Source organism: Coleofasciculus chthonoplastes PCC 7420 (assembly GCF_000155555.1).
GTDB classification, from domain to species: domain Bacteria; phylum Cyanobacteriota; class Cyanobacteriia; order Cyanobacteriales; family Coleofasciculaceae; genus Coleofasciculus; species Coleofasciculus chthonoplastes_A.
Genome location: NZ_DS989847.1, coordinates 61,261 through 81,924 on the forward strand (window position 1 = coordinate 61,261; position 20,664 = coordinate 81,924).

General features: G+C 46.5%; 15 protein-coding genes. 11 read left to right on the top strand and 4 right to left on the bottom strand.

What is annotated here, in order from left to right; genetic code table 11:
- Positions 1–60: 60 nt before the first annotated feature.
- Positions 61–549, bottom strand: coding sequence for a photosystem II cytochrome c-550 (gene psbV / locus MC7420_RS11045; protein ID WP_044206775.1), 489 nt, complete (start codon positions 547–549; stop codon positions 61–63).
- Between the two features lie 43 nt (positions 550–592).
- Here psbV and MC7420_RS39510 point away from each other — a divergent pair, with 43 nt between their 5' ends.
- Complete coding sequence (locus MC7420_RS39510; RefSeq protein ID WP_157453133.1) at positions 593–802, top strand: hypothetical protein; 210 nt, start codon at positions 593–595, stop codon at positions 800–802.
- A 262-nt stretch (positions 803–1,064) separates the two neighbouring features.
- On the opposite strand, the gene accD is transcribed toward MC7420_RS39510, so the two are convergent.
- Positions 1,065–2,003 (bottom strand): acetyl-CoA carboxylase, carboxyltransferase subunit beta, encoded by a 939-nt coding sequence (gene accD, locus MC7420_RS11050; RefSeq protein WP_006100687.1) that lies wholly within the window; start codon positions 2,001–2,003, stop codon positions 1,065–1,067.
- A 41-nt stretch (positions 2,004–2,044) separates the two neighbouring features.
- On the bottom strand, positions 2,045–2,254 hold the full coding sequence (locus tag MC7420_RS39515; RefSeq protein WP_006100380.1) for a hypothetical protein: 210 nt from the start codon (positions 2,252–2,254) through the stop codon (positions 2,045–2,047).
- A gap of 258 nt (positions 2,255–2,512) precedes the next feature.
- On the opposite strand from MC7420_RS39515, the gene MC7420_RS35100 reads away from it, so the two are divergent.
- Positions 2,513–6,997 carry a CHAT domain-containing protein gene (locus tag MC7420_RS35100; RefSeq protein ID WP_052307458.1) on the top strand — a complete coding sequence of 1,495 codons (4,485 nt, stop codon included), beginning with the start codon at positions 2,513–2,515 and terminating at the stop codon, positions 6,995–6,997.
- 362 nt (positions 6,998–7,359) lie between these two features.
- Here the strand turns inward: MC7420_RS35100 and MC7420_RS11065 are convergent, their stop codons facing one another.
- Positions 7,360–7,563: a hypothetical protein gene (locus tag MC7420_RS11065; protein WP_006100435.1), complete on the bottom strand. Its 204-nt coding sequence runs from the start codon at positions 7,561–7,563 to the stop codon at positions 7,360–7,362.
- A gap of 55 nt (positions 7,564–7,618) precedes the next feature.
- Here MC7420_RS11065 and MC7420_RS11070 point away from each other — a divergent pair, with 55 nt between their 5' ends.
- The 9 genes from MC7420_RS11070 to recF all read left to right on the top strand — a co-directional run bounded on the left by MC7420_RS11070 (position 7,619) and on the right by recF (position 20,620).
- Complete coding sequence (locus MC7420_RS11070) at positions 7,619–7,996, top strand: hypothetical protein (RefSeq protein ID WP_006100551.1); 378 nt, start codon at positions 7,619–7,621, stop codon at positions 7,994–7,996.
- A 242-nt stretch (positions 7,997–8,238) separates the two neighbouring features.
- Complete coding sequence (locus tag MC7420_RS11075; RefSeq protein ID WP_006100376.1) at positions 8,239–9,654, top strand: LCP family protein; 1,416 nt, start codon at positions 8,239–8,241, stop codon at positions 9,652–9,654.
- A gap of 731 nt (positions 9,655–10,385) precedes the next feature.
- Positions 10,386–11,639 carry a DUF4912 domain-containing protein gene (locus MC7420_RS11085; protein WP_006100584.1) on the top strand — a complete coding sequence of 418 codons (1,254 nt, stop codon included), beginning with the start codon at positions 10,386–10,388 and terminating at the stop codon, positions 11,637–11,639.
- A 147-nt stretch (positions 11,640–11,786) separates the two neighbouring features.
- Positions 11,787–12,020, top strand: a complete 234-nt coding sequence (locus MC7420_RS11090) for a hypothetical protein (RefSeq protein WP_006100719.1) — start codon at positions 11,787–11,789, stop codon at positions 12,018–12,020.
- A gap of 66 nt (positions 12,021–12,086) precedes the next feature.
- A complete protein-coding gene (locus MC7420_RS11095) occupies positions 12,087–13,316 on the top strand; it encodes an RNA-guided endonuclease InsQ/TnpB family protein (RefSeq protein ID WP_006100660.1) in 1,230 nt (409 codons plus the stop codon).
- Complete coding sequence (locus MC7420_RS11100; RefSeq protein WP_006100641.1) at positions 13,309–15,132, top strand: ShlB/FhaC/HecB family hemolysin secretion/activation protein; 1,824 nt, start codon at positions 13,309–13,311, stop codon at positions 15,130–15,132. Before MC7420_RS11095 ends, MC7420_RS11100 begins: the two co-directional genes overlap by 8 nt.
- Before the next feature lie 172 nt (positions 15,133–15,304).
- Positions 15,305–16,429 carry an Rpn family recombination-promoting nuclease/putative transposase gene (locus MC7420_RS11105; RefSeq protein ID WP_006100394.1) on the top strand — a complete coding sequence of 375 codons (1,125 nt, stop codon included), beginning with the start codon at positions 15,305–15,307 and terminating at the stop codon, positions 16,427–16,429.
- Between the two features lie 78 nt (positions 16,430–16,507).
- A complete protein-coding gene (locus MC7420_RS11110; RefSeq protein ID WP_006100642.1) occupies positions 16,508–19,336 on the top strand; it encodes a cation-translocating P-type ATPase in 2,829 nt (942 codons plus the stop codon).
- 135 nt (positions 19,337–19,471) lie between these two features.
- Positions 19,472–20,620, top strand: coding sequence for a DNA replication/repair protein RecF (gene recF, locus MC7420_RS11115; protein WP_006100548.1), 1,149 nt, complete (start codon positions 19,472–19,474; stop codon positions 20,618–20,620).
- Positions 20,621–20,664 lie beyond the last annotated feature (44 nt).

Here is a 20,664-nt window from a genome sequence, read left to right on the forward strand (position 1 = left end):
CTCCAACCTTTTAATCGTCTCCTTTCAACCCTTCAACGAATCATTCAGAAAAATCCGAATTTAATTGTAAACCTTGCCGCCTCCCCACATGATACCTTGGACTTTCGGCTGGACTAGAATATAACCCGCGATCGCTTTGAGGTCATCCTCCGTCAGATTTCTCATCTCAGGAAAGATATCGGCGCTGCGAGTGCTGGGGTGGAATTCATAAATCTCCGTAAATCCATCGTAGGTTGTCGGGTTTTTCATATAGTCTACGAGAGCGGCAATGTTATCCCGAGGCGGGAATGCCAGTTTCAGATCTTCCAGCCGTAAGGTTACGTTGGGGTTTGTCTTGGTTCTGCCGCCGATATGACATTGACTACAGCTATCGTTAAACAGGCGTTTGCCTTTGGCGACTTCTTCTAGGCTGAGAACAGTGGTATTACCCTGTTCATTCACGGGAACGGTGCGAATGTCTTCACTGAGTTCAAGAGCGGTTGCGCTACTCACCGCTATTTGAAATACAAAGAATACCATTGCCACAGCCAGCAAGATCAATCGTTTCATTCGGGGTTCTCCTTGGAAAATTTGGCTCATTCGTTTTAAATGCATGAAAATTGCTCAACCTGTAGCTTATACTCTACCTGAAGGGCATCGTCGTCAACCACTTCTGGGGATCAAACCGACAGTCTGCACGTTTAAAGATGTCACACTACTGATTTTCAGTGAACTCTTCACAGAAAACAGGGAATGCACAAGCCGCCCATCGTTTCTTACGTCACCCGCCTTGTCTCTGGCAATCCCTAACCTCAAGCGATAGCTAGGTTAGGGTTGTTGAATTTCAGTCTTTCAATGATTCCCAACGGTTTACCTGGATCGGGTATCTTTTTTGTGGTAACCGTGTATTCAGCAGTAATGTCCAGCTTTGATCGGTCTGAAAACCCCATAATAATTGACTGACGAAATTGAGATTGAGTCATTTCACTATGAATATGATGCCATCCTGGGGACGCCTTTCTCTCAAGAAGTTTTTTACGTCAAAGATTTATAAGTAAAAACTCACACTCACAAAACCCTCCCCCTCAAAACTCCGTTGTATGATCAGCGCCTTTCGCCATCAACGTCATCGGTTCGGAATGGGAAACCACAGTAGGTGAGGTGGGGAAGGGTTGATGGAGGCGGATAAGCTGCGCTAACGTCTTTTTCAACTGGGTGCGAGGAACGATCGCATCGACAAAGCCGTACTGGAGTAGATATTCAGAGGTTTGAAAGTCGTCGGGGAGTTTTTCGCGTAAGGTTTGCTCAATCACTCGGCGTCCCGCAAAACCAATGGTAGCTTTGGGTTCAGCCAGGATAATGTCCCCTAACATGGCAAAACTAGCGGTAACGCCTCCCGTGGTGGGATGGGTTAATACAGGGATATAGAGTAGGTTAGCTTGACGATGCTGTTCCAGCGCCCCAGAGATTTTTGCCATCTGCATCAGGCTTAACATCCCCTCTTGCATTCTCGCCCCGCCAGAGGCGCAGATAATCACCACAGGTAAACGTTGGCGGGTGGCTTGTTCGATCAGGCGGGTCAGTTTTTCGCCCACTACCGAACCCATACTACCGCCCATGAATCGGAAATCCATGACGCCTAGGGCGATGGGTAATCCATGAATCTGTCCGATCCCCGTTTGTACAGCGTCAGTCAGTTGAGTCTTGTCTTGGTAGTCTTGTAGGCGATCTGTATAGGATTTGCGATCGCGGAATTTTAGCGGATCAGTGGGGCGAATTTGCTCATCCAGGGGTATCCAGGTATTGCCATCGATAAGCTGGCGAATCCGTTCATCGCTATATACCCGGATATGATGACCACATTCAGAGCAGACCATTTGATTCGCTCTCAGGTCTTTAGTATAGGTGAGAACCGCGCACGCCTCACATTTTGTCCACAATCCATCAGCAATTTCCCGTTCCCGTCGTTGTTGGGGCATCGGTTCTGATTTTCGTCGATTGGCAAACCAGTCAAATAAAGACATGAAACGTTTTTAATTCCTTAATAATTATCCGATATTTCTGCTTATTCCTCGTCTGGAGAACTGAGTAATAGCAAAGCTGTCCATTGATCATAAGAGCGAACTTGCAACGCAGCCGGACTTCCCGCCCCAAAATAGGACGGGATACCCTGATCAATAATACGACTAGGGATGTCGTGAGCTGCCAGAACCTGCTGCATCAGCTCGGCTTCCCAGCGGGTATGAGTTGTTTTCAGCGTGATCCAGGTGGTCAAAATTAAGCAGGATGATCACAAGACAAGAGTTATTGTACTCGTTATTGGCGACGTTCTCGCTCCTTCTTGCTCCCCTCTCCCCAGGGTGGGAGAGGGGTTGGGGGCGAGGGGGTTGTAGCTTAAGTTGACACAAATGGACAGGTATCGCTAAATAACAAAATCTCAAGTATCTTCTCGTTTCTTAACGTTTTATTGCTTGTTGATTCAACCCTTGTCAGCGGGGAGTAAAATTCAACCGAATAGGTCTCGGTGTCTCTCATGAAATCTGCTCCATGGTACTTGAACTTGCTGTCTGTTACTCCAGCTATTCTTCTGCCAATAGTGGCGAGTCTTGTTGGTGCAGAAACACTAGCACAATCAATTATCCCAGCATCTGATGGAACGGGTACAATTATTGATCAACAGGGAAATACCTATACTATTAACGGTGGCAGTTTGTCAAGCGACGAAGCCAATCTTTTCCACAGTTTCCAGGAGTTTGGTTTAGATGCAGGTGAAATCGCTAACTTTTTGGCAAATCCTCACCTCAACAATATTTTCGGACGAGTGATGGGGGGAAATCCCTCGCTGATTAATGGTTTGATTCAGGTGACAGGGGGAAATGCCAATTTATATTTAATGAATCCGGCGGGAATCGTGTTTGGGCAAAATGCTCAGTTAAATGTTCCGGCGGATTTTATCGCGACAACAGCTACAGGGATTGGGTTTGGCGAGAATCTTTGGTTCAATGCCTTTGGCACAAATGAGTATCAGCAATTCGTCGGGAATCCGCAACAGTTTATCTTTGATGTATCTCAGCCCGGAAGTATTGTTAATTCAGGAAATTTAGCCGTTTTCCCAGGTCAGAGTTTAACTTTACTCGGTGGTACGGTGATTAATACCGGGGAACTGACAGCACCGGGAGGAAGAATTACGATTTCAGCCGTTTCCGGTTCTCATCGGGTCAAGATTTCTCAACCCGGACAATTGCTGTCTTTGGAGGTTGAACCATTGGTGAATAGTTCGGGAGAAGTTATTCCCTTTACACCATTAGATTTAGCTGAATTGTTGACGGGAACAGAGGAAAACCTGGAGACATGCGTTGAGGTGGATTCAGCCGAAACGGTGAAGTTAACTGATTCTGACTTAATTCTCCCTAATCAGCCAGATGTTACTATTATCTCTGGCACTATTGATGTTTCCCAGCTCGGAAATTCTGGAACACCCATGGGGGCGCACGTCTATGAGGGGGCGCACGTCTATGCGCCCCTACATGCGCCTTCATCTGCAACTGGCGGCGAGATAAATGTTATTGGTAAAACTGTAGGATTAATTTCTGCCAATATTGACGCATCCGGTACAAATGGCGGCGGTACTGTTCGCATTGGTGGCGACTATCAAGGTGCAGGAATAATCCCTAATGCTGATGTCACATTAGTTAATGAAAATTCTACGATTCAGGCTGATGCTTTAACCGCAGGTGATGGCGGAACTGTGATGATCTGGGCGGATAAGCAAACTGTATTTTATGGCAACATTAGCACTCGTGGCGGACTCAATTCTGGTGACGGCGGTTTTGTCGAGATATCCAGTCAGGAAAAGTTAGCTTTTGATGGTGTTGTGGATGTAAATGCTATTGCAGGTGAAGCGGGACAATTATTATTAGATCCCACTAGCGTGATTATTGGCACAAGTGGAACCAATGATACAGCACTCAACGATAATCAAATCCTGTCGGGAGATGGGAGTGGGAGTTTCCTGATTTCTGCTAATTCACTGTTAACCGCCTTAAATTCCGGGGATGTATTAATTGCTGCTAGCAAAAATATTGATATTATCAGTGATATTAATTCCAGCAGTAGCAACAATTTAACCTTTGAGGCGGCGTTCATTAATTTAGATGCCTCAATTGGCTTGAATGGCGGAAATCTCACCTTTGAAGCCCCCGTAATTCTTCGCAGTAGTCAGACACTCAGCACAGGTTCTACAGTTGGCGGTGATATTACCTTTAATAGCAGTCTTCATGCGTTTAATCCCGGTACAGATACGCTGACGTTAGAAGCTGGAACCGGGAATATTACGTTTAATGGTGCTGTCGGTGGAGCGTTACCTTATAATGTGGCGGTACTGTTAGATGATCCGGTGGGATATTGGCGTCTTGATGAAGAGGGGGAGACAGCTTTTGATTCGTCTGGAAACAATATAGATGGCACTTATTTTGGTGGGGTAAATCGCAATCAAGAGGGGGCGTTAGTGGATGATGCTAATCCAGCACCGTTCTTTGATGGTACGACAGGGTATGTAGAAATTCCCGATTCAGATTTTATTGATTTTGGCACGAATGAAGATTTTACGATAACCGCTTGGATTAAAGCTTCGCCTGAACAATTGGATACGGTAGCTGGTGATAAGGATGTCATTGAAAAATGGAGTGGAGGCGAGCCATACCCTTATGTGATTCGCTATTTCTACCGATCAGGAAAAATCCTTGCTGCGCGATATAATGGTTTTCCTGCAAATCCGAATAATCCTGTTGTTAGCTCAACAGTATCCATAGACGATGGGCAGTTTCATCACATTGCTTTTATCAAAGAGGGTTCGACACTCTCTTTATATGTTGATGGAATTCTACAAGATACGAATACCGATACTATAAATAGCCCTACACAAAATAATTCTCCACTTTTTCTAGCACGTAGAGGAGGAAACGCATTTGATAATTTTTTCCGGGGCAGTATTGACGAAGTAGCCATTTACGATTCTGCCTTATCTCCTGATGAAGTAGCCGCTCAATACACCACGGGAGCAGGTACGGCTACCTCAAGACAAATCGGTGGATTGACAGTAAATAATGCCACAAATATTACAGCCAATGATACAATAACTGCCAACAGTATTGACCTAACAGCCAGTCAAGATATCACCACTCAATCCTTAGACACAAGTTCAAGTTCAGGTGATGGCGGTTCCATTACCCTTAACGCTGAAAATAATATTCAAGTCACCTCAATTAATACTCAAGGGGGAAGTAATGGTACAGGCGGAAACGTTGATATTACCGCTGGCAGATTCATCCAGATAACCGACACATTTATCGACCAAAATGGAAAAAATGTCAGTATTTCTACAGCCGGAGGTAACGGCGGAGGTGTGATTACTATCCAACATGGTGGTCAGGGTTTGATTCCTTTTAATGTGGGTGATGCTTCCATTAACGGTACAGCTGGTTCGATTGCGAGTGGCGAGTCTAACCTTCAACCTTTCCAATCGTTTCCTGATAATCAAACTGAAGGTAATATTCGGATTATTACCGATAAATTTATCACAGGTTCCTGCCCTCCTGACTGTTTAGACACTGAACAATCTGAGATAGATGAATCTGAGGATATCACGGAAGAAGTGGTGATTGATACTTCTCCAGTGTTTAATCCAATCGCGGAAACTGAAACCGCCTTCACGAATGAATATGAAGAGTATTGGGGGTTAAGTGAGACGCCAATTATTACGCTGGCACAAGCTCAAAGGACTTTACAAAGGATTGAACAGGCGACTGGGGTGAAACCGGCTCTGATTTATGCGGTGTTTGTGCCAGGAAATGGTGTTGGAGATGATGGTGGGAGAGTGGAAGTTGAGACGAGAAAACGCAGAGGTTCGCAGAGGGAAGCGCAGAGGTTCGCAGAGGGGGTTGGTGGTTGGGATGAGATGTTTTTGGCTCAGGAGGTGTGGGAAGATGGGAATCAATTGGAGTTGATTTTGGTTACGGCTGAAGGGGAACCGATGCGATTTGTTGTTCCGGGGGCAAGTCGGAAAAGGGTGATGGAAACGCTACAAACTTTCCGCCGTGCGGTTACGGATACTCGCATTCCTCGTCCGTATCTTCCTAGCGCTCAACAATTATATCAGTGGTTAATTGCTCCGTTGGAGGAGGAGTTACAAGACAGAGAAATTAATAATCTAGCTTTTATTATGGATCAGGGTTTGCGTTCCTTACCTGTAGCGGCGCTCCATGATGGGAATGGCTTTATTGTCGAACGTTACAGTATCGGTTTTATGCCTAGTTTGTCGTTAACGGATACTCGTTATGTGGATGTGAGGGATTTACAGGTTTTAGCAATGGGGGCGTCGGAATTTACAGAGCAAAATCCCTTACCTGCTGTGCCTGTAGAATTATCCGCGATCGCAGATAAACTATGGCAAGGTGAATCGTTCCTTAATTCTACGTTTACTCCCGCTAATCTAAAAGCAGCACGGGCGGATCAACCCTTTGGTATTGTCCACTTGGCAACTCATGGTGAATTTAAACCAGGTAAACCAGAAAATTCCTACATCCAGTTTTGGAATACGAGACTATCCCTGGATCAAATTCGCCAACTTGGACTACATAATCCACCCGTAGAACTAATGGTATTAAGTGCTTGTCGAACCGCCTTAGGAAATCAAGAAGCTGAGTTAGGATTTACCGGATTAGCGGTACAAGCGGGGGTGAAATCAGCGTTAGGAAGTCTCTGGTATGTCAGTGATGAGGGAACATTGGGATTAATGACTACGTTTTATCAAAACTTAAAGCAAGTCCCAATTAAAGCCGAAGCGCTGCGAGAGACTCAATTAGCGATGATTCAGGGTCAAGTGAAGATTGAAAATGGGCAATTGATTACTCCCAATAGCACGATTGATTTACCTGAAGAATTAGCTGGAATTGAGGATAAGGCGTTGACTCATCCTTATTTTTGGAGCGCGTTTACGTTAGTAGGAAGTCCTTGGTAAGGGTGTAGAGACGCGCCATGGTCAAGTATTCCTAGAAACCGGGTTTCTCGTGAGGATGACAACAATATTAACCTTTCACCCAAAGAAACCCGGTTTCTTGACTGATGTCCTACGATATATCCAGGGTTTCGGTGATCCCAAAATCTATATTTTCAGTGCCATTTGTTTTAAATTTGTAGGGGCGGGTTTAGGGACTTTCGTTTGCTTATTGATGATAACGTTTGTGCAAAACCCGCCCTGACTGAGTATTGACTAAGCTGTCATGCATTTAAATTGGGTATTAGTAGCGAGCAAGATGCTCGCACTAGCACTACAAGGCTTTCGCCGTTATTGATATTAAGGTTTAAATGCCGAACAGCTTACTACTCAACCGGATGATTTTGAAATTGCCAGAAGCGCCACAAAAGAGCGATCGCCAAAATTATAGCGGGTGTGAGTACGGCAATCAGGGCATTCCCGGACGTTGCCGGAATAGGGGGTAAACTAGGACTGGCGTACTTAATCAGCAGGGAAATGCCAAGGGAGAGAATTAAGACTTTGACAATGAAATTGACTTGAATACCCATCAGTTTTTGTGCCACCTGGTATGCGGTTGTGATATTATTCCTTTTTTTAGCACCAATGAATCAACTTGACCCATTGGACAATCAAAACCTCCAACGTTTACAGCTATTTGCCTACCTGCTACCCGTGATCGGCTTTTTTCCGGCACTGTGGACACTCTACCGTCGCCAAGGAACACGAGAACAGCAAGCGGCGAGTCGTTTGTCCGTAACCTTGGCTTTCGCTTGGCTAGTAAGCTACATTTTATTATTGTCAGGGGCGCAGCTCACCGAGTTCTGGAGCTTCCGCCTGTTATTTATGAATACCATGCTCACCTCTGGGTATTTTTTAGTCAGTGTTTGGCTCATGGTGCGCTTGTGGCAAGGGAAGTTACCCCGCCTCCCTGGAATTAGCCAGGTTGCGGAAGGGAAAGTGCGAAAGCATCTGTCCGAGTAAACGATTTCAGCGTTTGGGTTGTCCGGTTATAGGAAAATGGTGACGGGCTTTTTGCCTGAAGTTGATCAACTGTTCTCATCTTTTGCCGTATTTGCCTGGTTTTGCCCCAAACGGTGAGAAAACCTGATATGAGTGTTTGTGTCAAACGCTCTAAACCAGACTCAGGGTAAGCAATGAGGGCATCGGCGTGTATCATCTGCCCAAACCCATCCTGATCGCTTATGTGTGTGTGAGGAAACCAAGTGCCAGCTCGAAAAACCTACGAAAAACCCCGCCCAGGACAGAAAAAGAGGAGTCAACCGCCGAAAAAGAAATCGGCTAAAGCTAAACGAGGACATTGGCTTTGGCTTTGGTTAGGCTTTACTGGCGTCGCCATGTTATCCGCGACAGCCGGGGCAATGCTTGCTGTTTCGCTATCGAGTATGCCTTTACTGCAAAGCCAACTGAGTGCTGATGAGGCAGCCGTCTTTAGTGAAAAGGGTAGTATGACCCGCAATAGTATGCGACTGCCCGAATTGACGCGACCTGTCAATATTTTGATATTGGGGACGAAGGTTCTTACCTCCGACTTAGATGAACCCACAGAGGAGGACTTAGGTTACCATGCACTGGTCAATTCCTTTGATGGGCATTCCGACACCATGCTGTTGGTTCGGTTTGACCCCAATAACCAAAAATTAAATGTTCTCTCCATTCCCCGCGATACCCAAACCTACGTTGAAGGGTATGGTGTTACTAAAATCAACGCGGCTAACTACCATGGTGGACCAGCATTAACGGCAAAGGCAGCCAGTGAACTCCTCGACGGTGTAGGGATTGACCGTTATGTCCGAGTGAATGTACAAGGTGTGGAAAAGCTTGTGGATGCCTTGGGTGGCGTCACTGTGTATGTTCCCAAGGACATGAAATATCAAGATGATTCTCAACATCTCTATATCAACCTGAAACAAGGCAAACAGCATCTGAATGGCGAGCAGGCAATGCAATTTTTGCGCTTTCGCTATGACAAATATGGGGATGTGGGTCGAGTACAGCGCCAGCAAATACTGATGCGGGCATTAATAGAGCAAGCCCTCAATCCTACAACGTTAGCCCGACTGCCTAAAATTTTATCGGTTATTCAGTCTCACATTGACACCAACTTAAGCGTTGAAGAATTGGTGGCTCTAATCGGATTTGCTGTCGATAGCAAACGGTCTGATGTACAAATGTTAATGGTTCCAGGTCGGTTTAACGGAACTGGAGAAAATGAAGTTAGTTATTGGTTACCAAACCACCGCCAGATTCGGCAAATGGTAGCTCAACATTTCGATCAAGGTTATAGCGAACTCTCCGATATTGACCCAGCTTATTTGCGGGTGGCGATTCAAGATAGTACCGATAATCCAGAAGCTGTTCAATCCCTAATCAGTACCCTAAGAGAAGCAGGTTATCGAAATAATTATGTCGGCGAACCCTGGGCAGAACCCTTAAAAGTTACACGCATCATTGCTCAACAAGGAGACGAAGCCAGCGCTGCGGCTATCCGCGCTGATTTGGGATTTGGTGAGGTGCGCGTCGAGAGTACGGGTTCTCTAGCCTCCGATGTGACCATTCAGTTAGGTCAAGATTGGCTGGAACAGCAGGATTTCTCTGATGAGGGGTTTTTTAATTTCTAGGTTATTCGTCATTTGTCATTCATCATTCGTCATTTGTCATTTGTCATTTGTCATTTGGTCGGGGCGGGTTTTGCTGCCAAGCTAGGGATAACAATCAATATTAGTCCCTAAACCCGCCCCTACAGACAGATGCTTCTGTAATCACGCCTGGAACATGACTCCTCTATCTCTCTCATCTTCCCCAGCTCCCCCAGCTCCCCCAGCTCCCACCGCTCCCACCGCTCCCTCTGCTCCCCCATCTTCCCCAGCTCCCTCTGCTCCCCCCGCTCCCTCTGCTTCCCCTCCTCCCCGTCACCACTGAGCGATCCCCTTTTCCTATAAATGTCATGATTCCATGACATTGCGATCCCCGGTAAGCTTGAAAATTCGTCAATTCTTGAAAATTGGCGTCTTGATCCCCTTGACCTTACCTAAGGCTTTTCTGGTACATAGATAAATAAAGCGATCCCAAAGAAATACTCAAATCAGTATTTCTGTGATCCTTACTGGAGAAATCTAAGTGTTATCGGGAGTAATCCCAACGTCAGCCTCAAGAGTAAGTCGTGCGTGAGTTTGTACCTGCCCAAACGAAAGACGAATGCAATACGTCACCGAGATTGACTTACTCCAAGGCGGTAGGAATCATCAACCTTTATCAAATATCAGATGCGATGTTGTTAAATTATGATCCCCATTTTTTGATTCACCAGGAGAGATACAACCTACCGACCTAACAATTGGAGAACATATTCATGGCAAAAGAACGCCCACCTTTAGAAGAGATGACCTTACGGCAACTGCGTAGAGTTGCGAGTGAGTACGGCATCTCACGGTATAGCCGGATGCGTAAAGCGCAGTTACTGGCAGAAATTCAAAAAGTCCAACATACCAAAATCTCGCTCAGTCCAACTAGCACAGTGGAGGCACAACCAGAAGTGGAAGCATCTAAATTTGAACTTGGTCAAGACGATCGCACCGGTGGTGATCTAGCATCTGTAGACGAAGGATTACCTGATTTACCCGCAGGTTATGGTGAAAGTCGGATTGTCCTCATGCCCCGCGATCCTCAATGGGCATATACCTACTGGGATATTCCGAACGAACACAAGGAAGATCTGCGGCGTCAGGGAGGACAACAATTAGCGCTGCGGATTTATGATGTCACCGATATTAACCTGGAATACCAAAGCGCCCATAGCATTCAGGAATATCCCTGTGACGAACTAGCACGGGAATGGTACTTACCGCTACCCGTTAGCGATCGCGACTATACAGTAGATATCGGTTATCGTTGTGCCGATGGTCGTTGGTTAATCCTAGCTCGTTCTACACCTGTCCGTGTTCCCCCCGTTTATCCCAGTGACTGGATTGAAGACCAATTCATCACCGTTAACTGGGAGGAAGAACTCCAAGGCAAGACGGTATACGAGTTGGTTCCTCCCAGCAAGCGCCAACCTGTTACCGCAGAAGCCGCGCATACCGAGAACCCCATCTACGACGAAATCTTTGGCATGGCAAAATCTGCCGAAGCTCAGCGCGTCGCGGGTTCTATGTACGGTTCAATGCAGCATGTTCCCGGATCGATGGCTCCCTCTCAATCCGTCAGTTCCTACATCTTCCCCTCTGGGGTAGGGATGTGGGCTGTACCCACCATGTCTGGCTTAACCATGTCCGGTGTTGGCATGTCCGGAGTCGGGATGGGGATGTCTGCTTCTATGCCACCCATTCGTCCTCGTCAGTTCTGGTTGGTTGCCGATGCTGAATTGATTGTCTACGGCGCAACCGAACCCGATGCCACCGTAACCATTGGCGGGCGTCCGATTAAACTGAATCCAGACGGAACCTTCCGCTTCCAGATGTCCTTCCAAGATGGTTTAATCGACTATCCCATCATGGCAGTGGCAGCCGATGGCGAACAAACTCGCTCGATTCAGATGAAATTTACCCGCGAGACGCCCTCACGCAACACCAACACCAAAGAAGAAATGGTTCCCGAATGGCTCTAACGATTAAAGTGTGAAGGACAACAGATCACCAAGAACGATCATCAAATTTATCACTTCACACTTCATCCCGAATCTTTCATACTTCTAGAAGTGTCCCCTGACAACTGTCGGGGGATTTTTTTTCAGAACTTTCATCAAAAAAATAGGATGACACTCGAAGAAATTAGCCTCATGCTGACAGAACTTTTTAATTCCCAGGCGGTTCAACAGGTAAAATCAGGGACATGGCAGGTGGAAACACCTCAAGTGAGAGTGTTAACTGATGGTGGGGGTTTGGGGGAGGCGATAAGTCCCACGCTCTACCCTTCGACTCCGCTCAGGGTGAGCGCCCTTGATACTTGGGATCACCCCCAAGTAAATTTTATTGGTCAATCCCGATAAAATTTACAAACTATGCTGAGCTTATTTACTGAAAATGGTATATAGTAGTAAGAAAAAGTAAAAACAATGCAACATCAAGCCGTCAAAGTTAGGCTGTATCCGACAACTGAACAACAAGAAATACTAGCTCAACACTTTGGCTGTAGCCGTTGGTGGTGGAATCATGCTCTTAATCTGTGCATTGAAACCTACCAGCTAACGGGTAAGGGCTTGAGTCAGTCCGCCTTGAATGCATTTTTACCTAAGCTTAAAAAACAGGAGGGGACTGAATGGTTGTCTGACTGCTATTCTCAAGTCTTACAAGCGACTACGCTTAACTTAGTGACTGCTTACCGTAACTTCTTTGAGGGTAGAGCTAGATACCCAAGGTTCAAGGCTAAAAAGAATAGGCAATCTATTCAGTATCCCCAGTCAGTTAGGGTTATTGATGACTGCCTCAAATTTCCGGGTCGCGTCGGCATAGTGAAAGCTAAAATACACCGACCAATCGAAGGAACTATCAAGACGGTAACGGTTAGCATGACCCCATCGGGGAGATATTTTGCGTCCGTCTTGACTGAGGTAGAAGGGGATAACCCACCGAGTAACACTGATGGTAATGTAATCGGGATTGACCTAGGTTTAAAGGACTTTGCTATTGTCAATGATGGTGTTAAGACCTCTAAGTTTGCTAATCCTAAACATTTAGCTAAACATGAGCGTAACCTTAAGCGCAAGCAACGGAAATTAGACAGAAAGGAGAAAGGAAGCAAGTCAAGAGATAAAGCCAGGAAACTGGTGGCTAGGGTTCACGAACGAGTATTAAATGTCCGTCAAGACTACCTGCATAAGCTGTCCAGAAAGCTTGTTGACGAAAACCAAATCATCGTAGTCGAAAGCCTAAATACGCTTGGCATGGTTCGTAACCACAAACTAGCTGCATCTATTTCTGATGTAGGCTGGGGAATGTTTGTCAATTTCCTATCGTACAAGCTTGAATTTGAGGGTAAGGTATTGGTAGAAATTGACCGATGGTTTCCTAGTTCTAAACTCTGCTCAAACTGCCATTATCAAGTGAAGGAGATGCCCTTAGAGGTTAGGGAATGGACTTGCCCTAGCTGTGGCACTCACCACGATAGAGACGGTAATGCCTCAGCAAATATCAGAGCAGAAGGCATCAGAATCTTATCGGTCTCAGGGACTGGGACTGCTGCTGACGGAGGGGAAGTAAGACCAAAGCTTGGGCGTAAGTCTAAGCTGCGGCATTCCCCAGCGAAATCAGAAGCCCACGCTGTACTGAAAGTCAGCGATGGGTAGTTCACAGGGGCAGATTCTGGGACAACTGACACCTGTTTGGGTGGGTATTATCAGTCTAAATGCATCAACGGCGTTGGGTACAACTCCAATGTCTGTGTCACCAGTGAGCCACAACCCTGTTCATTTCCCTAACCTGATGGAACTGGATGATCTCCAGATTACCCAAACGCCGCCCACGATTCCCAACCCTGAAACCATCCAACCCAGTCCAGAAGATCGTTTTCCTCAACCCACACCTAGTCCTGAACCCTTACGTCCTGATGAGTCCCCACCGTTGACCCAACCCGAACCCACTCCCTCTCGTCCCACGAATTCTAACGTGGAGGCTATTCAAATCGAGAAAATCAATGTCACAGGTAGCACCATCTTTGAACCCGAAGACTTCAATCCCATTGTCCAACCCTTGGAAGGCGAAGCGGTTACTCTACAACAATTGCAACAGGCTGCTGATGCTATCACTCAACTCTATTTAAATCGTGGCTACATCACCTCAAGAGCCATTCTAGTAGACCAAGTTATTACTGATGGTGTCGTAGAGATTTTTGTCCTAGAAGGGAGTCTGGAGGAGATTAAAATTGAGGGGATTCGCCGCCTTAAACCCAGTTATATCCGGAATCGGATTCAGCTAGGCGTCAGCACACCCCTCAATACTGCTCGCGTGGAAGATAAATTGCGGCTACTGCGGGCAAATCCCTTATTTGAATCTGTAGACGCCAGTCTTCGTGCTGGTAGTCAACCGGGAAAGAGCAATTTAATTATTCGTGTCGTTGAAGCCAATCCCTTTGAGGGTAGCCTCACCACCGATAACTATTCACCGCCGAGTGTAGGTTCAGAACGATTGGGCGTAAATGGACGCTATCGTAATCTAACCGGGTATGGAGATGAACTGACTGCTAGTTCCTCCTATTCCACCACGGGTGGCTCAAAGGTGATAAACATGGGCTATCGCCTTCCCCTGAATCCGAAAAATGGCACTCTACAAGTGCAAGCCAGCGTTGATCGCAATCAAATCACAGCCGAACCCTTTGCTCAATTCGGTATTCAGGGGGAATCAGAACAGTATGAGATTAGTTTTAGTCAACCCTTAATTCGCACCTCCCGTGAAGAATTCTCCCTATCCCTAGCTTTTAGCTTTAGGGACAGTCAGACATTTTTTTTGGATATGCCCGCCCCTTTAAGTCCTGGGGCTGATATTGACGGGATAACGCGCACCAGTGTGATTCAATTTGGACAAGACTACCTACGTCGTGATTCCAGAGGAGCCTGGTCAGTGCGATCGCTCTTTAGTCTGGGTACAGGCTGGTTGGATGCTACCGTTAATCCTGATCCCATACCAGATGGACGTTTTTTGACCTGGCTGGGTCAGATCCAACGAGTTCAAATTTTCAGTGATAGTCATTTTTTAATTATGGGGGCTGATATTCAACTGTCACCCAATACTCTTTTACCCTCTCAACAATTTGTCATTGGTGGCGCTCAATCCGTGCGCGGCTATCGACAGAATGCTCGAATTGGAGATAATGGCGTGCGATTATTCTTAGAAGACCGGATCACCTTAGAGAAAAATGCATCCGGTGCGTCAACGTTCCAAATTGCGCCATTTTTTGATGCAGGTTGGGTGTGGAATAATCCTGATAATCAGAACCCTCTGCCTCAAGAGCAGTTTTTAGCCAGTTTGGGTATGGGAATACTTTGGCAACCGCTACCCGGATTAGATTTGCGCCTTGACTATGGTTTACCCTTAGTGGAACTGGAGGATCAAGGTCAGAATGCTCAAGATCAGGGATTTCACTTTTCGGTTCGTTATCAGTTTTAATCTGAAGTTCCTCCGGCGCAGATATACCTACACCAACACCTCTTACCTACTCTCTCTCATTGTCTCTATTCATATCTTGTTGATTTTGTCAATATCTTCGCTATAGAAATTTTGGGTCACAGAGTTGCCATACTACCCCTTGTCAACTCGGTGACGTTTACCCCAGGAGAACGTGAAAACTGACACCATTTTCTATAGCCTGTTTAAAGAGTTTCCCAGTATCTTCTTTGAACTGATTAATCAATCCACCGCACAAGCCGCAACATATCAATTCACCTCCCGTGAAGTCAAACAACTCTCATTTCGACTCGATGGTTTATTTTTACCAAAGAACCCAACCTCAAACCAACCCTTCTACGTCGTTGAAGTTCAGTTTCAACCCGATGAGAATTTATACTATCGTTTATTTACAGAACTGTTTATCTTTCTGAATCAATACAAACCCCCTCATCCCTGGCGGGTTGTAGTGATTTACCCCAGTCGCCGGATTGAACGAGAACAACCGTTACAATTTAGGGAACTCTTGAGTCGAGTGCAACGGATTTACTTGGACGAGTTAGAGGAAACAGCATCGGATTCCCTGGGGGTAAATATTGTTAAGCTAGTAATCGAGAATCAACAGACAGCACCGACAGTGGCAAGGCAGTTAATCGACCAAGCCCAAGTCCAGATCGCTGATCCAACGACCAAACGAGACTTAATTGATTTAATCGAAACAATCATCGTTTATAAATTACCACAAAAAAGCCGTCAGGAGATAGAAGCCATGTTAGGATTAAGTGAACTCAAACAAACTAAAGTGTATCAGGAAGCCAAGCAAGAAGGGTTTTATGAAGGGGAACAAAGAGGGGAACAAAGAGGTAAAAAAATAGGCGAACTCAAAGCCAAATTAACCGCTATACCACGCATGATCCAGTTTGGATTAAGCTTGGAGCAAATCGCTCAATTGCAAGATTTGCCATTGGAATTTGTCCAACAGGCTGCTGAGTTATTCGCTCAACAAAATGTTGCCGCTTTTGTTGAGCTGTTAAATCATCAACGCCAGCTTTTCTCTCCACAAGACTTAGCTGAGTTGGCTGTTTTAATTCAACCCTTACCCGATAAACTAGAAGACTTATCAGACGCGATCGCACAATGGTGCCAGCAGGAAGCACATACAGCACAGCGTGAGGCTTGGCGTCAAATCTGCTCCGGGTTATTGAGTGCGACAGTAGAGAAACTTGTGACGAACCCTGATACCCTTCAAACTCCATCTGCTATCCTCAACAAAGCCATGGTACAAAATGCGATTAAATGATGAGAGTCTGCTCATTCCCCAATGCACCTGCTTACAGTTGTTGTCTGAAAAGACTATGATTGATTGGGTATCGTGTTTATGCAAACCTGCCCCGTGACTTCATCTCATCGTTCCCATTCGCTGCCTGATCCGTTAAATGCATGGCATACCCAATCCATAGAAGAGTCGCTGACCCAACTGGATAGCAATCCCCAGACGGGTTTAAACTCTGAACAAGTCCAAGAGCGATCGCAATACTACGGATTAAATGAACTCGAAGAAACTGCGGGTCGCAGTTCTTGGGTGATTCTTCTGGATCAGTTCACCAACATCATGCTGATTATGCTGATTGTGGTGGCAATCATCTCCGGAGTCATTGATCTGATCGATTGGCGACAAGGAGGATTAGAGGCGGGTCAAGTTCCATTTAAGGATACGATCGCGATTCTATTAATCGTTATTCTTAATGGTGTCTTGGGCTATCTCCAAGAAAGTCGGGCGGAAAAAGCCCTCGCCGCCCTGAAAAATCTCGCCTCTCCCAAAGTCCGTGTCCTCCGCGAGGGTAGACCGATGGAGGTGGATAGCAAACAGCTTGTCCCTGGAGACATTATGCTCCTGGAAGCGGGGGTGCAAGTTTCTGCTGATGGACGGTTAATTGAGGAATCAAACCTCCAGATCCGGGAATCCGCTTTAACTGGAGAAGCGAACGCGGTGAATAAGGAAGCTGCCCTCACTTTAGCGGAGGATACCCCCTTAGGCGATCGCATTAATTTAGTGTTTCAGGGTACCGAAGTCGTTCAAGGTCGTGGTACCGTCTTGGTTGCAGCCACAGGGATGAAGACGGAACTGGGACGCATCGCTGAAATGCTGCAAGGCGTGGAAAGCGAACCAACACCCCTACAACAACGAATGACCCAATTGGGAAATGTCTTGGTCAGTGGTTCTCTGATCTTGGTGGTGCTGGTTGTTGTTGGCGGCTTAATTCAAAGTGGCGGAGATTTAGGTGTTCTCCAACAACTGGTGGAAGTGTCCCTGAGTATGGCGGTAGCGGTTGTGCCAGAAGGCTTACCTGCTGTAATTACCGTTACCTTGGCACTGGGGACTCAACGCATGGTGCGCCGCCATGCGCTGATCCGTAAACTTCCAGCCGTGGAAACGTTAGGGAGTGTGACGACGATCTGTTCGGATAAAACGGGTACCCTGACTCAAAATAAGATGGTCGTGCAATGGGTGATCACGCCCCAGCACACATTCCAAGTCACGGGAGAAGGCTATGCGCCTAACGGGGAGTTTCTCATCGCCGAGACAGCCGTTTCTACCCAAGAGTATCCCGAATTACAGGTCTTACTTCAAGGGTGTGCCCTCTGTAATGATGCTATTTTGCAGTATGAACAGGATGATTGGCTGATTTTAGGAGACCCCACTGAAGGGGCATTAATTACCCTCGCTGGGAAGGGGGGTGTTGATAAAGAACCCTTGCGGCGTCAGTTTCCTCGGGTGGGTGAAATTCCTTTTTCCTCAGAGCGAAAGCGCATGAGTGTAATCTGTCAAGGGTCAAATGGCTCAGCGGGAACCAATGATGGACAAGGAACCTACCTCATGTTTACCAAGGGTTCCCCTGAGTTAATCTTAGAGCGTTGCCATTCTTTGCAGGCGGGCGATCGTACCGAGGTGTTGACCGATGAGCAACGGACGGATATTTTGCGACACAATAATCAAATGGCTGGGGCGGGATTGCGAGTCTTGGGGTTTGCCTATAAGCCTCTAGATGCTGCACCTGATGACAGGGTAGAGAAGAGTGAAACCACTGAGCAAGAATTAGTTTGGTTGGGACTGGTGGGGATGTTAGACGCCCCTCGTCCAGAAGTTATGGATGCCGTGCGCCGTTGTCGGAATGCAGGTATTCGCCCGGTGATGATTACCGGAGATCATCAGCTTACCGCTCGCGCGATCGCCCATGCTTTGGGTATTGCGGATCAACATGATCGAGTTCTCACGGGTCAGGAGTTACAAAAGCTGGGACAATCGGATCTGGATAAACAGGTCAAGGAGGTGAGCGTTTATGCTCGTGTTTCTCCTGAACATAAGCTGCGGATTGTCCAAGGGCTTCAGCGTCAAGGTGAATTCGTGGCGATGACGGGAGATGGGGTAAATGATGCTCCCGCCCTGAAGCAAGCGGATATCGGGATTGCTATGGGGATTACCGGAACCGATGTGAGTAAGGAAGCCAGTGATATGGTACTGCTGGATGATAACTTTGCCACGATTGTTGCTGCGACTGAAGAAGGTCGCACGGTTTATGATAATATCCGTCGCTTTATTCGTTATATCTTGGGCAGTAACATTGGTGAGGTGTTAACGATTGCCGCAGCACCGATTATGGGACTTCAAGATGTTCCCCTGTCACCGTTACAAATTCTCTGGATGAACTTAGTGACTGATGGTTTACCTGCTTTAGCGTTGGCGGTAGAACCGGCTGAACCGGATGTGATGAAGCGTCCTCCCTTTAGTCCCCGTGAGAGTATTTTTGCCCGGGGGCTGGGTGCCTATATGGTGCGGATTGGGATTATTTTCGCCATTGTCACGATTATTTTAATGGCGCTGGCTTATGACTATTATCCACTCCACTGGAAGACGATGGTCTTTACAACCTTATGTTTGGCTCAGATGGGACATGCGATCGCGGTTCGTTCCAATACTCGTTTAACGGTTGAGATAAATCCGTTCTCGAATCCCTATTTAATCTGGGCAGTAACGGTTACGACTATCTTGCAACTGGCATTGGTTTATGTGCCATTTTTGCAAAATTTCTTTGGGACAGAACCTCTCACCCTTACTGAACTGCTGATTTGCTTGGGGTTTAGTACGTCATTGTTTATTTGGGTTGAGTTGGAGAAGCTGTTTATTCGTTGGTATAAAAATCGGTAATTGGTCAGGGAACAGGGAACACCTCGACTTACCTCGACTTACTTCGGCTTCGCTCAGTAACACGCTCGGTAACACGCTCGGTGTGTCACAGGGAACAGGTAATTGGAATTAATAGTCAACAGTCAACCATGACCAATGTACTTAAAATGCTTAAAGTTGCGCCAGTTTCGGAATTATCGGGATTGCTTGGTTAATTTTGAGGCACCGAAAACGATTTTGGTGGGGAATAATGCTCAGGGTAAGTCTAATCTGCTAGAAGCGGTAGAATTACTCTCGACACTGAAAAGTCATCGGTCAGGGCGCGATCGCGAAATGGTGTTGGAAGACGCCTCGATGGGTCAGATTCAGGCACTATTGGAACGGGCTTATGGTTCTGTTGAATTGGGGTTAACCCTTCGCAGTCAGGGACGGCGTACTGTTGCTCTAAATCGTGAATCCTTACGTCGCCAGCTTGATTTTTTAGGGATTTTGAATGCGGTACAGTTTTCCAGTCTGGATTTGGATTTAGTGCGTGGAAGTCCGGAACGACGCCGGAATTGGCTGGATTCTATTCTCACCCAACTTGAACCGATTTATGCTTATATTTTGCAGCAATATAATCAAGTCCTGCGCCAGCGCAATGCGTTGCTCAAAACCATCCGGAAGCAGGAAGAAGAGAGGACGCCAGAGGGGGTAATATCAAAGCAACCCCAGACAGAACTGGCTCTTTGGGATGCACAACTGGCAACAGCAGGGTCGCGTGTGACTCGGCGTCGTGCTAGAGTGTTGCAACGATTAGCGCCACTTGCTCAATCTTGGCATAGTAGTATTAGTGGTAAAACAGAGTTACTCGAAGTGACCTACGCGCCAAATGTCAACCTAGAGAAGGATGACCCAGAAGCTGTTCAACAGGCATTTTTAGATAAACTCCACCATCGTCGTTTTCCTGAACAGCGTCAGGGGATAACTCTGGTTGGTCCACACCGAGATGATGTGGAATTTACAATTAACCAAACCCCTGCCCGTTCCTATGGTTCTCAAGGACAACAACGGACGTTGGTTTTGGCACTAAAATTGGCAGAGTTAAAACTAATAGAAGAAGTGGTGGGTGAACCGCCCCTGTTATTACTAGATGATGTTTTAGCAGAACTTGATCCTAACCGCCAAAATCAGCTTTTGGATGCGATTCAAGATCGGTTTCAAACCCTAATTACAACCACTCACTTAGGCGCATTTGATGCTCAGTGGTTGAACTCCTCCCAAATTCTTTCTGTTCAAGCGGGTCAAATTCACACCCTGGCGTAAAAATCAGTCGTTATTTGTCATACAATTATCTTGTTTGTTCTAAT